Source organism: Comamonas humi, from assembly GCF_054782535.1.
On sequence record NZ_BAAGSH010000016.1, the window covers coordinates 234853 to 247567 of the forward strand.

Sequence of the window (12715 nt, forward strand, 5' to 3'; positions counted from 1 at the left end):
AAAACCAAGGGGATCAATGGCATGAAGACTCGACGACACCTGTGCGGCCTGCTGGTCGCGGCGCTTTGCGCGGCGGCAGCCGCTCCCGGGGCCCTGGCGGCGCCGCCCTATCCGACCAAGCCGGTCACGGTGATGGTGCCCTACCCGGCGGGCGGGGCCACGGACGCCTCGGCCCGCATGTACGCCACGCTGATGGGCGCCAAGCTCGGCCAGCCGGTGCTGGTCGAGAACCTGGGCGGCGTCAGCGGCGGTCTGGGCGCGCAGAAGGTGCTGTCGGCGCCGGCCGACGGCTACTACCTGTTCCTGGGCTCGCCCAACGAGGTGATCCTGTCGCCGCTGGTCAACCCGGCCGTCAAGTACAAGCCGCAGGATGTCGTGCTGGTCCAGCCCTCGTCCTATGTGCCGCTGGTGGTGCTGGCCCGCAAGGGCCTGCCGGTGAATTCGGTGGACGAGCTGATCGACCTGGCGCGCAAGTCCGCCGCCGCCGGCGCGCCGCTGAGCTACGGTACCACCGGCCTGGGCTCGCTCTACCACCTGGTCACCGAGAACTTCGCGCAGCGCATCGGCAGCAAGCTCACCCACGCGCCCTACAAGGGCGGCGCGCCGATGATCCAGGACCTGGCCGGCGGCCAGATCGATTTCGTCATCACCGCGTACCAGTCCTCGTTCGATGCCATGGCCGAGCAGGGCCGCATGAAGATGCTGGCCAGCCTGGGCGCGACGCGGCCCGAGACGCTCAAGCACCTGCCCACGGTGAACGAGAGCCGGCAGCTGCAGAACTTCAGCTACACGATCTGGGGCGGCTTCTTCGTCAGGAAGGGCACGCCCGACGAACTGGTGCAGCGCCTGCGCACGGTGATCGCCGAGGCCCAGCAGGACCCGGCGGCGGTCAGCTTCCGCGAAACCCAGCGCTCGCTCAAGATCCCGGACATGAGCGGACAGGAAATCGCCAGGTTCTTCGAGTCCGAGACCGCGCGCTACGCCGAGCTGGCCAAGGCCGTGGGGGTCAAGGCGGATTGACATCGGCAGCGGGCGGGGCACGCCTCGCTCGCTGCCGGACCCGCGCTACTGGCAAGCGGCTTGCGCGGCAGCCTTGCCCTGGCACATCATCTGTCTGGAAGCCTGGAAGATTTCGGCCTTGACGGACGGCATGTCGACAAAGCCGCCGATGTGCAGGTTGATGGTGTTGTCGTAGGTGTTGTCGAAGGTGAAGAACTCCAGCGCCTCGATGTCACCCCGCTTCCGTTCCTTGCCGTAGAAGGCCAGGGCGCGTCTGACTTCATCCAGCACCCGGCTTTCGATCAGCAGCTGGGGCTGGCCGGGCTCGATGTTCTGCTTGGAGTCGAACTCCAGCACGCCGTTGTTGCTGGACTCGGTGACCACGATGATCTTGCCCTTGCCCCCCATCTTGGCGATTTCCTTGCGCAGCATGTTGGTGGCGGCTGCCATGCGGCATTGGTAGAGCTGGTCCAGCAGGCGGCGGTCCTTGTCCCGGGGATCTTCGGTCGAAGCCTGGCCGTTGGCTGTGGAGGCCGGAACGATGGGGCCATCCTGGTAGAACGAGAGTTGCGCGCGCAGCTGGGAAATTTTGCTGAATTTCTCGATCTCGCAGGCACCGCGCGGTGCGTGCTTTTGCAGCTCGGGCAGCGCGTTTTCGTACAGCCCGTCCTGCAGCACGGTGGAGAGGTAGAAGTCAAACCCGAAGACGTCGTACCCTTGGGGCAGGCCGCCTCCCACATACATGTTGCCGGCGCTGTCATAGGTGGTGAGCCGGTGCTTTTCGATGTGCTGCAGCCATTGCAGCTCGTCCGGGGCGGCGGTGCCGGCCTGGGCTTTTTCGCTCAAGGCCTGGTAGTACTGGTCGATGTTGCGCACGTACTGGCCGGCCTCGCGATCCAGCAACTGGGCAAAGTCGGCGTTCGCCATGCCGCTGGCAAAGATCACCCCCAGCTTCACATCCCGGATCTGGTACTCGGCAAACAGGGCGCGCAGCGTTTTCGCCATGCGCTCCAGCTCCGCCTTGGAGATGCCATTGAGATACGGTTCGTCCGCCACGAAGACCGTGGCTACGTGGTCTTGGTAGCGCTGGATCAGCTCCATGTAGGGCCGCAGAATGGCGATGGCCTCCGGGTCGGGAGGAATGTCGCGCAGCTTGTTGAGCGCCAGCGGGGCGAACAGCTTGCGCTGCCGTTGGTCGCCCATCCCGTAGTCGGTATTGAGCTGGGCGACGGGCCGGATACGGTTCAGCACCGGCCCCAGGTCCAGGTCCACCTTGGTGCTGCTGCCCACCACCTTCTGGAGCTGCCTTTCCATGTGGTCCGGCTCACCGGTGTTGATATGGGTGCCGGCCACCTTGCCGACAAACTCGGGGTTGATGCCGGCGGGTGCAAAAATGGCGATGTGGGCTGGCACGTCCGGGCGCAGGTACAGGGCAGCGACGCCAATCGCTGCGCCGATGACGCCGACTGCGGCGGCGATGAGGGCCTTCTTCTTCACGACCGACCGCATCAACCCAGGTGCTGCCCCAGCACGCCCGCCAGCTCGAACATGCCGATGCTGTCCTTGCCGAACACGGGGCGCAGCTTGTCGTCGGCGAGGATGGTGCGCTTGTCCTTGGGGTCCTGCAGGTTGTGGGCCTTGATGTACTCCCACATCTTCTTGACCGCCTCGGGGCGGGCCACGGGTTCGCCGCCGATCACGGCGGCCAGCGCGGCGCTGGGCGCCTTGCCGGTGGCGGCCGTGGTCTTGCGCGGCGCCTTGGCGGCCTTGGTGGCGGTCTTGCTCGCGGTTTTGGTGGCTTTTTTGGCTGCAGCGCCCGTACCACCTGCGCCAGCAGCTGCAGTTTTGGTAGCGCCCTTGCGCGGCGGGTACTTGGAGTCGCGCGGCTCGAACTCGAAGCCCACCTTGCCGGCGGCCGCGTCCCAGGCCAGGAAGGCCTTGAAGTTGCGGCGCGTGCGGTTGGAGACGAACTTGTCCAGCAGGTCGGTCTTGCCGTCCTTCAGCAGCTTGACCATCTGCTCGCGCTCGATGGGCTGCTGCAGGATGATCTGGCCGCTCTTGAAGTCGCAGCTCGGCTTGGCCTGCTGCGCGGTGGGCACGGCGCGGCTGCAGACGTAGTTGGCGCCATGCTCGAACACCGGCGCGCCGCACTTGGGGCAGTTGCCCAGCGCGTTCTGGCTGCCGAAGTCCACCAGCTCGCCCGAGTCCTCGTCGTCCTTGTCGTCGCCGAAGTCGAACTCGAGCTTGTAGTTGTTCTGCTCGTCGTCGCGCACGATGGCCACCTCGGCGGTGAAGGGCCAGCCCGCCTTGGAGCGGAAGCCTTCCAGCGGGCCGATGCGGCGCTCGCGCAGCAGCGCCTCGGCCTCGGCGGGCTCGAAGGTGCGGCCCGCGGGCGACTTGGTGAACGAAAAGCCGCAGCCTTCGCCGGCGCCGTTGGCGCCCGTGCAGGCATAGCGGCGGTAGTTTTCCTTGACCACACCGCCGCAGTTGGGGCAGGGCGTGGCCAGCGTCGCGTAGTCGCCGGGGATGGTGTCGCGGTCGTACTCCTTGGCCTTCTTGACCATGCGCTCGGTCATGGCCTGGATGTCGGCCATGAAGGCATCGCGCGAGAGCTGGCCCTTTTCCATCTGGGCGAGCTTGTATTCCCATTCGCCGGTCAGCTCGGCCTTGGACAGTTCCTCCACCTGCAGGCCGCGCAGCAGCGTCATCAGCTGGAAGGCCTTGGCCGTGGGGATCAGCTCGCGGCCTTCGCGCAGCATGTATTTCTCGGTCAGCAGGCCTTCGATGATGGCCGCGCGCGTGGCTGGCGTGCCCAGGCCCTTTTCCTGCATCGCTTCGCGCAGCTCGTCGTCCTCCACCTGCTTGCCGGCGCTCTCCATCGCGCCTAGCAGCGTGGCTTCGGAGTAGCGGGCCGGCGGCTTGGTCTTGAGGCCCTTGGCGTCGACCTGCTCGGCCGGTGGCTGCTCGCCGGGCTGCACGGGCACCAGGTTCTGGCCCTTGTCGCCTTCCTTGGCGTCTTCCACCTCGCTCGCGGCTTCCTTGCCGTAGATGGCCAGCCAGCCCGGCTTGACCAGCACCTTGCCCTCGGTCTTGAAGTGGTGCTCCTCGATCTTGCTCACCCGTGTGGTGACCAGGTACTCGGCGCTGGGGAAGAACACCGCCATGAAGCGGCGCACCACCAGCATGTAGAGCTTGTGCTCGGCCTCGGACAGCGCGCCCGGCGCCTGCGTGGTCGGGATGATGGCAAAGTGGTCGCTGACCTTGCTGTTGTCGAAGATGCGCTTGCTGGCGCGCACGTAGTTGGCGCCCAGCGCCTGCTGCGCGAACGGCGCGAGCTGCTGCATGCCGCTGTGCGCCAGCATCTCGAAGGTCTCGCGGGCCACGGGCAGGTAGTCCTCGGGCAGCGCGCGCGAATCGGTACGCGGGTAGGTCAGGGCCTTGTGCTTTTCGTACAGGGCCTGGGCCAGCGCCAGCGTGGTCTTGGCCGAGAAGCCGAACTTGCCGTTGGCCTCGCGCTGCAGGCTGGTCAGGTCGAACAGCAGCGGCGAGGCCTGGGTGGTGGGCTTCGCTTCTTCGGTGACGGTGGCGGGCTTGCCGCGTGCGGCGTTGGCGATCGCCTCGGCATCGCGCAGGTTCCACACGCGGTCGGCGCGGGCCTCGGGGTCTTCGCCCTTCTTCCACTTCGGGTCGAACCACTTGCCGGGGTAGTGGCCGGCCTGGGCGGCAAAGTCGGCGTGGATTTCCCAGTAGTCGCGGCTGACGAACTTGCGGATCTTCTCCTCGCGCTCCACCATCAGCGACAGCGTGGGCGTCTGCACCCGGCCCACGGTGGTCAAAAAGAAGCCGCCGTCGCGCGAGTTGAAGGCCGTCATCGCCCGCGTGCCGTTGATGCCCACCAGCCAGTCGGCCTCGGAGCGGCTGCGCGCCGCGTCGGCCAGGCCCTGCATCTGCGCGTCGCTGCGCAGGTGCTCGAAGCCGTCGCGGATGGCCTGGGGCGTCATGCTCTGCAGCCACAGGCGCTGGATGGGCTTGGCCAGGGTGCCCTTGGCGCCGCCGGCGTACTGCTCGATCAGGCGGAAGATCAGTTCGCCCTCGCGGCCCGCGTCGCAGGCGTTGATGAGCTGGGTCACGTCCTTGCGCTTGGCCAGCTTGACCACCGCGTTCAGGCGGCTCTTGGTCTTGTCCACGGGCTTGAGGTCGAAGTGAGGCGGGATCACCGGCAGGTGCGCGAAGCTCCACTTGCCGCGCTTGACGTCGAATTCCTCGGGCGCCTGGATCTCGACCAGGTGGCCGACGGCGCTGGTCACCACATAGCGGTCGCTCTCGAAGTGGTCTTCATGCTTGTCGAACTTGCCGGCCACCGGCGTGAGTGCGCGCACGATGTCCTGCGCGACGGATGGTTTTTCTGCAATTACCAGTGTTTTTGTCATGAACGGGCTCGTCTCATTCGTGGTGCCGCCCCCAAACCGGGGGCTGGCGCTTCTACAATGCGTTTCTTCGCGTGCGCGCGCCTACGCGCATACGTGTGCTTATTTAACTTAGCAGAGATTTCGCCATGCCGAGCAATGTCCCTCGTTTTTCCCCTGGCCGCCGCATCCAGGTGCGCCGCTCGGGCGTGCACGGCAAGGGGGTCTTCGCGCTGCAGGACATGGCCGAGGGCGAGACCGTCATCGAGTACAAGGGCCAGCTCATCTCGTGGGAAGAGAGCCAGGACCGCCACCCGCACGACCCGGCCAACCCCAACCACACCTTCTTCTTCCAGATCGACGGCGAGCGCGTGATCGACGGCGGCGACCGCGGCAACGCGGCGCGCTGGATCAACCACAGCTGCGCGCCCAACTGCTACGCCGAGGAGCGCGACGGCCGCATCTTCATCACCGCGCTGCGCAACATCCTGGCTGGCGAGGAGTTGAACTACGACTACGGCCTGATCGTGGAAGAGCGCTACACCAAGCAGCTCAAGGCCGAGTACGCGTGCTACTGCGGCAATGCGGACTGCCGCGGCACCATGCTGGCGCCCAAGCGCGGCTGGCGCCCGCCGATGCCCGGCGACAGCAAGAAGGCCGGCAGCCGATGAGCCTCGATAACACCGCGGAGCCCATCCGCTGGCCCGCCGAGGCCATCTGGGAAGCGCTGTATCCCCGCCTGCCCGGCTTCACCGTCGAGGTGCTGCCCAGCATCGACTCCACCAACACCGAGCTGATGCGCCGCGCCCGCGCCGGCCGCACCGAGCCCATCCTGCTGGTGGCCGAGCGGCAGACCGCCGGCCGTGGCCGCCTGGGCCGGCCCTGGCATGGCGCGGTGGGCGATGCGCTCACCTTCTCGCTGGGCCTGCCGCTGGCGCCGCGCGACTGGTCGGGCCTGTCGCTGGCCGTGGGCGTGAGCGTGGCCGAGAGCCTGCAGCCCGCGCCGCCAGAGCCGGGCAGCGCCGTGCCGCGCATCGGCCTCAAGTGGCCGAACGACCTGTGGCTGAGCGGCGACCGCAAGCTCGCCGGCATCCTGGTCGAGACTGCAAGTTTTGTAGCTGCTGGCGCAGATGGGATGGGCACTGCAGCCCAAAACCCTGCGGAACGCTATGTGGTCATCGGCATCGGCATCAACGTGCGTGCGCCAGCGGGCGATGGCCTCTCGACCACGCCGGGCAGCCTGCAGATGCTCGATGCCCGCTGGGACGCGCCGCAGGCGCTGGCCGCCATCGCGGCGCCGCTGGTCGACACCCTGCTGGCCTTCGCCGTCCAGGGCTTCGCGCCGCTGCTGCCGCGCTTTGCGCAGCGCGACGCGCTGCGGGGCCGGGCGGTCAACCTCACCGACGGCACGGCCGGCGTGGCCGAGGGCCTGCGCGGCGACGGCGCGCTGCTGGTGCGCACCGCGCAGGGCGTGTCGGCGGTGACCAGCTCCGAGATCAGCGTGCGGCCCGCGGCGCCTGCGCCAGTGCAGCCATGATCCGCATCGCCGTCATCCTGCTGCTGCTCGCCAACCTGGGCTACTACGCCTTCTCACAGGGCATGCTGCGCAGCCTGGGCATGGCGCCGGCCGATCCATCCGAGCCCGAGCGCGTGCAGCGCCAGGTGCGGCCCGAGCAACTGCGCATCCTGCCTGCGCCGGAGGCCGACGCCGCGCGCCGCCGCCCGGCCGCGGCCGAAGCGGCGCCTGCACCGGCGCCCCTGCCCGCGGCTCCTGCGCCCGCTCCCGCCGTGGCCGAGGCACCGCCGCCCGTGGTGGCCGAAGCCAAGCCCGAAAAACCGGAAAAGCGCGAATGCCTGCAGGCCGGCAGCTTCGACGCCAAGCAGGTCGAGGCGCTGCGGCTGCAACTGGCCAAGTTGCCCGAGGGCTCGTGGAAGCTCGACTCCAGCAGCACCGCCGGGCGCTGGATGGTGTATCTGGGCAAGTTCAGCAGCCCCGAGGCGCTGGACAAGCGGCGCGACGAGCTGCGCACGCTCGACATCCCCACCGACCGCGCCCGCCTCGCGTCGCTGGAGCCGGGCATCTCGCTGGGGCGCTTCTCCACCGAAGAGGCCGCCGAGCGCCAGCAGGCCATGCTGGCCAGAAAAGGCGTCAGCGCCAAGGTCGTGGTCGAGCGCCCCGAGCTCACCAGCTACACCCTGCGCCTGCCCAAGGCCGACAGCGCCACCCGCAAGCGCGTGAACAGCTGGCACGCCATGGATGGCAAGGAACTGCAAGGCTGTTCCTGATAAAAATCATAGCTTTCGGTGCTTATGGGATAAGCGCTGGAGGCTGATTTGGCTGGTATTCATGACATCGGAGCCAGCCCAGACTGTCAGCTGAATAAATATTGGCTATCGGAATTTGTACCGATGTCGCCGGAGTCAATTGCCGGGGACACTGCCGGCGCTTGGCTGGTTTTTGTCAAATAGTCAGGCAACCCACGGTAGCGTAAGAGAGCCGGCCAAGCATCGCGGCGGTAAGGAGGCGCTACCCCAGTCCAGAGAGGGTTGACCCATATGAAAAAACACCAAATCGCCGCGCTTGCGCTCGGCTTCATGGCAGCTTGCTCGGCCTTTGCCGCGCGCGACTTCACGCCGCAGGCGGGCACCTGGATCGTCAGCAGCGAGCTGGACGGCAAGCCCGGCCGGGGCTTGGCCATCGACGTGCAGGGCAATACCTTCTTCATGCAGGTGTTCGGCTACGAGCCCAACGGCGACGCCACCTTCTACACCGCCACCGGCCAGATGGACGGCAATGGCGTGACCGCGCCGCTGATGCGCTGGCGCGGCGGACGCAGCTTTGGCGGCGAGGCGCGCGACGGGGTGGAGGACGGCTCGCCGGGCGAGGTGAAGGTCTCGTTTATGAACGGGCTCAACGGCACGGTGCAGTTTCCGGGCGAGGTGCCGGTGGCCATCGAGCGCTTGCTCGTCAACAGCCAGGAGCCTGCCGTCACCAACCCCTTGGCCCAACTGGGCCGCCGGGCGTTCCAGCTGCTGGCGCTGGACGAGCAGGGTGCGATGGCGCAGTTCTGGCTTGCCGATTTCTCCGATGAAGCTGGCGTTCGCCTGGGCATCAACGATCAGCAACTGGCCTGTACCCCGGCCGGCGCCATCGCGCAGTGGCACTGCGTGGCGCCGGATGGGGTGCTGCCAATTGGCGCGCTGCGGATCCAGTCGCTGGACTTGCGCCTGGCCGCCGGCGATGTGGGTGGTGCAGTGCAGGTGGTCGATACCCAGGGCCAGCGCCGGCAATGGACGTTGGTGGGGCAGACCCAGCATGCGTTTTTGTCTGATGGCATCACGGCCTATCAGCAAAGCTATGCCAGCATCCGCAGGCGTGGCGCCTGCATGGACATTTGCACCCGGTTTTTCCACACGCTGATGCCGTTCAACGGCACCTGGGTGATCGCGGACGAGCTGACCGGCAAGCCCGGACGCGGGCTGGCACTGGACATCCAGGGCAGCACGGCCGTGCTGCAGGCCTTCAACTACCGCGCCGACGGGCAGCCCACTTTCCACATGGGCAGCAGCACCTACGGCAGCAAGGGCGCCGATACGCTGGCGTCGGTGGCCCAGGTGCCGCTGCACCGCTATGGCGGCGGCCGCAGCCTGGGCGGGCCGGCCCAGTCGGCGCACGAGGAGGAATTGGCCGGCACGGCAGCGCTGGAGTTTGCCGTGCAGGATCGCTGGGCAGACACCTGGAGCACCGGCACCATCACCCTGCCTGGCGAGGCCCCCAAGACTCTGCGCCGGCTGGTGCTGGAGCCGCAGCAGTCGCTGGCCGACCACCTGCTCGGCGAGTGGTACATGCCGTACCGGCAGTTGCGGATTCTCTTTGACCGCGTGCTCGACAACGGCATGGTCAGCAATGCGGATGGCTCTGTCGTCTGCTGGCCGGGCGGGGCGCCGTTTCCCGACACGCCCGGCTGCGGCCAGCCGGATGGCCAGCTCTGGGCCTGGGCCGGCCCCATCAGCCTGCCGATCCCGAACAACAGCCCCGGCATGCTGCGCATCCGCGACCGCCATGGCAACCTGGTCGGACTCGGGCCGGTGCTCGAAGCATCAGAAAAATCAAAAAAGTGAGCTGCTAGCGCTTATCCAGAAAGCACTAGAGGTCAATTTGGCTTATATGGTTAGGCGGTGGTGCGAAACCGCACCGTCACCAGCACGCCGCGCTGGCTGCGCTGGGGGAAGGCGTCTTCCAGCAGCACGCTGGCGCCGTGCTGGCGCGCGATCTCCTGCACGATGGGCAGGCCCAGGCCCGAGCCGTCCACACCGGTGCCGAGCACGCGGTAGAAGGGCTGGAACACATGCTCGCGTTCGCCCTCGGGGATGCCGGGGCCGGTGTTCTCCACCTGCAGCACCAGCACCTGGCCGAAGGGGTCGGCCAGCAGGCGCACGTTGATCACGCCGGGTGCTTCGCTGCTCGACGGTGTGTAGTTGACGGCGTTGTCCAGCAGGTTGCGCACCAGCTCGGACAGCAGCGTGGCGTTGCCGTCCACCACGGCCTGGCTGCCTTCGCCGGGCTGGGGGCCGTCGTAGCCGAGGTCGATGCCGCGCGCCAGCGCGCGGGCTATGCAGTCGTGCACCGCGTCGATGACGATGGCGGCCATGTCGCAGCGGCTGGTCTGCAGCGTGCCGCCGCGGCTTTCGGCGCGGGCCAGCGACAGCAGCTGGTTGACGGTGTGCGTGGCGCGCATGCTGGCGCGGCCGATCTGCTGCAGCGACTGCTTCAGGTCCTCGGCGCTGGCGCTTTCGCGCTGCGCGATCTCGGCCTGCATGCGCAGGCCGGCCAGCGGGGTCTTGAGCTGGTGCGCGGCGTCGGCGAGAAAGCGCTTTTGCGTGGCCAGCGAGTCCTGCAGGCGTTCGAGCAGGCCGTTGACCGAGTCGACCAGCGGCACGACCTCGAGCGGCACGCCGCGGTGGTTGATGGGCGAGAGGTCGTCGCTTTTGCGCGCCTGGATGCGCTCCTCCAGCTGGTGCAGCGGCTTGATGCCGCGCACCAGCGCCAGCCACACCAGCAGCACGGCCAGCGGCAGGATGGCGAACTGCGGCAGCATCACGCCCTTGATGATTTCGGTGGCGAGCACGCTGCGCTTCTCGCGCGTTTCGGCCACCTGGATCAGCGCCAGGCTGGGCTCGGGCAGCGACAGGCGCACCCACATCCAGGCCACGCGCAGGTCTTCGCCGCGCATCTCGGCGTCGCGCAGGCGCACCTCGCCGGGCTGGCGCTCGTCGGCCTCGGGCGGCGGCGGCAGCGCGGCCTCGCCCGAGAGGAACTGGCCCGTGGGCGTGAGCACCTGGTAGTACACGGCGTCGGAGTCGTCGGCGCGCAGGATCTCGCTGGCGGGCTGCGGCAGGTTGAAGTAGGTCTGGCCGCCGCGCACGCTGATGAGCTGGGCCAGCGCCTGGGCGTTGTACTCCAGCGCACGGTCGAAGGGCTTGTTCGCCAGGTTCTGCGCCACCAGCCAGGTCAGCGCGAGCGACACCGGCCACAGCAGCAGCAGCGGCGTGAGCATCCAGTCGAGGATCTCGCCGAACAGGGAGCGCTGCTCGCTGCGGAACATGGTGGCTGGCCGGGGCTAGGCGGTGGGCTCGATGCGCTCTATGCGCTCGAGGCAGTAGCCCAGGCCGCGCACGGTGGCGATGCGGATGGGGCCTTTCTCGATCTTCTTGCGCAGGCGGTGGATGTAGACCTCGATGGCGTTGGTGCTCACTTCCTCGCCCCATTCGCACAGGCGCTCCACCAGCTGGTCCTTGCTCACCAGCCGGCCGGCGCGTTGCAGCAGCACCTCGAGCAGGCCCAGCTCGCGCGCCGACAGCTCAAGCATCTTGCCGTCGATGCTGGCCACGCGGCCGGCCTGGTCGTAGACCAGCGGGCCGTGGCGGATGGTGCTGCTGGTGGCGCCCATGCCGCGCCGCGTGAGGGCGCGCACGCGCGCTTCCAGCTCGGACAGCGCGAAGGGCTTGGCCATGTAGTCGTCGGCGCCCAGGTCCAGGCCCTGCACGCGCTCCTCGATGCTTTCGGCGGCGGTGAGGATCAGCACCGGCAGGCTGGAGCCGCGCGAGCGCAGCCGCTTGAGCACCTCCAGCCCGTGCAGCTTGGGCAGGCCCAGGTCGAGGATGAGCAGGTCTAGCTCGGTGTTGGTCATCAGCGCGGCGTCGGCCTCGGAGCCGCTGGCCACATGGTCCACCACCGCGCCCGAGCCGCGCAGGCTGCGCAGCAGTCCATCGGCCAGCACCTGGTCGTCTTCGGCTATCAGGATGCGCATGGGTGTCTCCTTGAATCCTATGGGGCGATTCTAGGAGCTACTTTCCCCGTCGCGGCCGAGAGGGCCGGCCGCTGCACGCAAAAACGGCGCCGGGTGGCGCCGTTCGGGTGGCTGCCGACAGGCGGGCTATCGGCGGTGCAGGTTCACATCCGGCCCTTCCACGGCACCAGCTTCTTTTCCACCCAGCGCATGAACAGGTCGAAGGCATAGGCCACCACGCCGATGACGACGATGCCCATGATGACGATGTCGGTGCGCAGGAAGTTCGACGCGTTCAGCACCATCTGCCCCAGGCCGACGTTGGCCGCCACCATCTCGGCGGCCACCAGGGTGGTCCAGCCGAAGCCGATGGCGATGCGCATGCCGATCAGGATGTCGGGCATGGCCGCCGGCAGGATGACGTGGTGGATCACCTGCCAGTAGCTCGCGCCCATCGAGTAGGCGGCGTTGATCTGCTCCTGCGCGGCGCTGCGCATGCCGGCGCGGGCGGCCAGGGCCAGTGGCGCGAAGCAGCTCAGGTAGATCAGCAGGATCTTGGGCAGCTCGTCGATGCCGAACCAGATGATGATCAGCGGCAGGTAGGCCAGCGGCGGCAGCGGGCGGTAGAACTCGATCGGCGGATCGAAGATGCCGCGCACCACGCGCGACATGCCCATCGCGATGCCCAGCGGCACGGCGGTGAAGAAGGCCAGCCAGAAGGCCCCCGTCACGCGCAGCAGGCTGGCCGAGAAGTGCTGCCACAGCGGCTTGTCGTTGGTCTGGCCGGTGAGGTACTCGTAGAACTGCTGGAACACCGCCTGCGGGCTGGGCAGGAACAGCGGCTTGATCCACCCCAGGTTGGTGGCGGCGAACCACAGCGCGATCAGTGCGGAGACGGTGACGATGCTGATGGTGAGGCTGGAGCCTTCGCCCGGTACCTTGAACTTGCTGGTCTTGACGGGGCCGGTCGGGGCCGGCGCTGGCGCAGCAGCGGCGGTTGTCGTGGTCGTGGTTGCCATG

General features: G+C 67.9%; 10 protein-coding genes. 5 read left to right on the plus strand and 5 right to left on the minus strand.

The window, feature by feature from the left end:
• Positions 1-21: 21 nt before the first annotated feature.
• Positions 22-1020 carry a tripartite tricarboxylate transporter substrate binding protein gene (locus ACYVKR_RS16975; protein WP_460482118.1) on the plus strand — a complete coding sequence of 333 codons (999 nt, stop codon included), beginning with the start codon at positions 22-24 and terminating at the stop codon, positions 1018-1020.
• Between the two features lie 45 nt (positions 1021-1065).
• Here ACYVKR_RS16975 and ACYVKR_RS16980 read toward each other — a convergent pair whose 3' ends face one another.
• Both ACYVKR_RS16980 and ACYVKR_RS16985 read right to left on the minus strand, forming a co-directional pair.
• Positions 1066-2508, minus strand: a complete 1443-nt coding sequence (locus ACYVKR_RS16980; RefSeq protein ID WP_460482119.1) for a hypothetical protein — start codon at positions 2506-2508, stop codon at positions 1066-1068.
• Complete coding sequence (locus ACYVKR_RS16985) at positions 2508-5429, minus strand: DNA topoisomerase III (RefSeq protein WP_460482120.1); 2922 nt, start codon at positions 5427-5429, stop codon at positions 2508-2510. The genes ACYVKR_RS16980 and ACYVKR_RS16985 overlap by 1 nt, the downstream gene beginning before the upstream one ends.
• 125 nt (positions 5430-5554) lie before the next feature.
• Between ACYVKR_RS16985 and ACYVKR_RS16990 the strand changes: the two genes are divergently transcribed.
• The 4 genes from ACYVKR_RS16990 (at position 5555) to ACYVKR_RS17005 (ending at position 9527) form a co-directional block, all read left to right on the plus strand.
• Complete coding sequence (locus ACYVKR_RS16990) at positions 5555-6076, plus strand: SET domain-containing protein (protein ID WP_460482121.1); 522 nt, start codon at positions 5555-5557, stop codon at positions 6074-6076.
• Entirely contained in the window at positions 6073-6942 is an 870-nt protein-coding gene (locus ACYVKR_RS16995) for a biotin--[acetyl-CoA-carboxylase] ligase (protein ID WP_460482122.1), read from the plus strand. The genes ACYVKR_RS16990 and ACYVKR_RS16995 overlap by 4 nt, the downstream gene beginning before the upstream one ends.
• Positions 6939-7691 carry an SPOR domain-containing protein gene (locus ACYVKR_RS17000; RefSeq protein WP_460482123.1) on the plus strand — a complete coding sequence of 251 codons (753 nt, stop codon included), beginning with the start codon at positions 6939-6941 and terminating at the stop codon, positions 7689-7691. The genes ACYVKR_RS16995 and ACYVKR_RS17000 overlap by 4 nt, the downstream gene beginning before the upstream one ends.
• 270 nt (positions 7692-7961) lie before the next feature.
• A complete protein-coding gene (locus ACYVKR_RS17005; RefSeq protein ID WP_460482124.1) occupies positions 7962-9527 on the plus strand; it encodes a hypothetical protein in 1566 nt (521 codons plus the stop codon).
• A gap of 50 nt (positions 9528-9577) precedes the next feature.
• Here ACYVKR_RS17005 and ACYVKR_RS17010 read toward each other — a convergent pair whose 3' ends face one another.
• The 3 genes from ACYVKR_RS17010 to ACYVKR_RS17020 all read right to left on the minus strand — a co-directional run bounded on the left by ACYVKR_RS17010 (position 9578) and on the right by ACYVKR_RS17020 (position 12714).
• Positions 9578-11011 carry a sensor histidine kinase gene (locus tag ACYVKR_RS17010; RefSeq protein WP_460482125.1) on the minus strand — a complete coding sequence of 478 codons (1434 nt, stop codon included), beginning with the start codon at positions 11009-11011 and terminating at the stop codon, positions 9578-9580.
• Between the two features lie 15 nt (positions 11012-11026).
• The gene (locus ACYVKR_RS17015) at positions 11027-11716 is read right to left on the minus strand and encodes a response regulator (protein ID WP_460482126.1); all 690 of its coding nucleotides are present in this window, start codon (positions 11714-11716) and stop codon (positions 11027-11029) included.
• 143 nt (positions 11717-11859) lie between these two features.
• The gene (locus ACYVKR_RS17020) at positions 11860-12714 is read right to left on the minus strand and encodes an ABC transporter permease (protein ID WP_460482127.1); all 855 of its coding nucleotides are present in this window, start codon (positions 12712-12714) and stop codon (positions 11860-11862) included.
• Between the last annotated feature and the right edge of the window lies 1 nt (position 12715).

What these genes read in the sequence shown, in the direction of transcription:
- ACYVKR_RS17010 (WP_460482125.1), bottom strand. Translation starts at nt 11,011, where the DNA reads ATGTTCCGCAGCGAGCAGCGCTCCCTGTTCGGCGAGATCCTCGACTGG.
- ACYVKR_RS16985 (WP_460482120.1), bottom strand. Translation starts at nt 5,429, where the DNA reads ATGACAAAAACACTGGTAATTGCAGAAAAACCATCCGTCGCGCAGGAC.
- ACYVKR_RS17015 (WP_460482126.1), bottom strand. Translation starts at nt 11,716, where the DNA reads ATGCGCATCCTGATAGCCGAAGACGACCAGGTGCTGGCCGATGGACTG.
- ACYVKR_RS16995 (WP_460482122.1), top strand. Translation starts at nt 6,073, where the DNA reads ATGAGCCTCGATAACACCGCGGAGCCCATCCGCTGGCCCGCCGAGGCC.
- ACYVKR_RS16990 (WP_460482121.1), top strand. Translation starts at nt 5,555, where the DNA reads ATGCCGAGCAATGTCCCTCGTTTTTCCCCTGGCCGCCGCATCCAGGTG.
- ACYVKR_RS17020 (WP_460482127.1), bottom strand. Translation starts at nt 12,714, where the DNA reads ATGGCAACCACGACCACGACAACCGCCGCTGCTGCGCCAGCGCCGGCC.
- ACYVKR_RS17005 (WP_460482124.1), top strand. Translation starts at nt 7,962, where the DNA reads ATGAAAAAACACCAAATCGCCGCGCTTGCGCTCGGCTTCATGGCAGCT.
- ACYVKR_RS17000 (WP_460482123.1), top strand. Translation starts at nt 6,939, where the DNA reads ATGATCCGCATCGCCGTCATCCTGCTGCTGCTCGCCAACCTGGGCTAC.
- ACYVKR_RS16980 (WP_460482119.1), bottom strand. Translation starts at nt 2,508, where the DNA reads ATGCGGTCGGTCGTGAAGAAGAAGGCCCTCATCGCCGCCGCAGTCGGC.
- ACYVKR_RS16975 (WP_460482118.1), top strand. Translation starts at nt 22, where the DNA reads ATGAAGACTCGACGACACCTGTGCGGCCTGCTGGTCGCGGCGCTTTGC.